This window comes from Methylobacterium brachiatum, from assembly GCF_900113845.1.
GTDB lineage: Bacteria > Pseudomonadota > Alphaproteobacteria > Rhizobiales > Beijerinckiaceae > Methylobacterium > Methylobacterium brachiatum.
In genome coordinates this window covers 1-1,632 of the sequence record NZ_FOQW01000046.1, presented here as the reverse complement: position 1 = coordinate 1,632, position 1,632 = coordinate 1, and the positions used below count along the sequence as shown (strand labels likewise).

Annotated in this window: 1 protein-coding gene; it reads right to left on the bottom strand. The window is 67.8% G+C overall.

Annotated elements, in window-relative coordinates:
* A partial coding sequence (locus tag BMZ47_RS27675) for an autotransporter outer membrane beta-barrel domain-containing protein (RefSeq protein WP_208601129.1) occupies positions 1 to 1,617 on the bottom strand: 1,617 nt, incomplete at its 3' end.
* Positions 1,618 to 1,632: the final 15 nt, after the last annotated feature.

The following is a 1,632-nucleotide window of genomic DNA, read 5'->3' as shown; positions in this document are numbered from 1 at the left end:
GGTGGCCTCGTAGCCGCCGGCGGTCAGCGCGAGGCGGCCCTGGTTAGCGATGATCTTGCCTGTGGAGGCGACGATGCCGCCGGCGGTGAGGTTGAGGTCGCCATCCAGGACGATCAGACTGCCAGCGTTGTTGACTCGGCCGCCGACTGCAACCGTCAACGCTTCGAGCGCGCCGATCTGATCGGTGTTGCCGAGGTCACCTCCGACCTGCACGACGAAAGTGCGGCCAAGGATATTTCCGTCGTTAAACAGGGCGCCAGCAACTCGGAGCTTGCCCGCGCCATTGGCGAGGATCGAACCCGAGCTAGTTAGGCTGCCGGCCGAGAGAGTGAGGTCGCCGGTGGCCTCGATACGGCCGCGATTGTCTGTGGTGCCCGAAAGAGCGAGGCGAACGCTCGTGCCAGAGAGGCGCCCGTAGGGTCCGTTGCCGAAGTCGCCGGCCTCAACGTCGAGGCCGTTGACGGCCACGAACTGGCCGAGGTTGATCAGGTGGCCGGTGCCGAGGCGCATGACCACTTCGGTGCCGCCCGTCTTGGCGGTGTCCGCGATGACCTCGTAGGCGGCCGCGGTCAGCGCGAGGCGGCCGCCGGCGACGACGTCGCCGCTGGAGGAGACGACGCCGCCGGCGCTGAGGCTAAGGTCGCCGCTCAAGGCGATCAGGCTGCCGGCATTGTCGATCCGGCCGCCAGCGACGATCGCCAGATTATCGACAGCACCGATCTGAACGGTGTTGCTGAGGCCACCTCCCACCTGAAGTACATATGTTCGGCCGAGAATGCGCCCGCTGTTGAACAAGGCGCCAGCGACCTGAAGCTTGCCCGCACCGTTCGCCAAGATCTCTCGGCTGTTAATAAGGGCTAACGTGGAGAAGGTGAGATCTCCGGTGGCCTCGATGCGGCCGCGGTTGTCGGTGGCGCCGGTCAATGCGAGGCGGATGGTCTTCCCAGCGACGCGTCCTGAGGGCCCGTTGCCGAAGTCGCCGGCTTCGACGTCGAGGCCGTTGGCGGCCACGATCCCGCCGAGGTTGATCAGGTGGCCGGTGCCGAGGCGCACGACCACGGTCGCGCCGCCCATCTTGGCGGTGTCCGCTGGCGTCTCGTAGGCAGCTGCGGTCAGCGCGAGGCGGCGGCCGGCGACGACGTCGCCGCTGGAGGCGATGAGACCACCGGCGGTGAGGTTGAGGTCGCCGTCCTGGGCGACCAGGCTGCCGGTGTTATCGACCCGGCCGCCGACCTTGACCGTCAGGTCGTCGCGGGCGCCGATCTGGCCTTTGTTGGCGAGGTCACCTCCAACGCGCAGCTCGAACGAGCGGCCGAGAAGGTTGCCGCCATTGGTAAACGACCCGGCGATCTGGAGCGTCATCGCTCCGCCAATCAGGATTACCCCGCTGTTGGCGAGGTGCTCGGTCGTGAGGATGAGGTCTCCGGTGGCCTCGATACGGCCGCGGTTGTCGGCTGCGCCGGTGAGCGCGAGGCGGACGGTCTTTCCGGCGACGCGTCCGACGGGCCCGTTGCCGAAGTCGCCGGCCTCGATGTCAAGGGCATTGGCGGCCACGAGCTGGCCGAGGTTGAACAGATGGCCGGTGCCGAGGCGCACGACCACGTTCGCGCCGCCCATCTTGGCGGTGTCCGC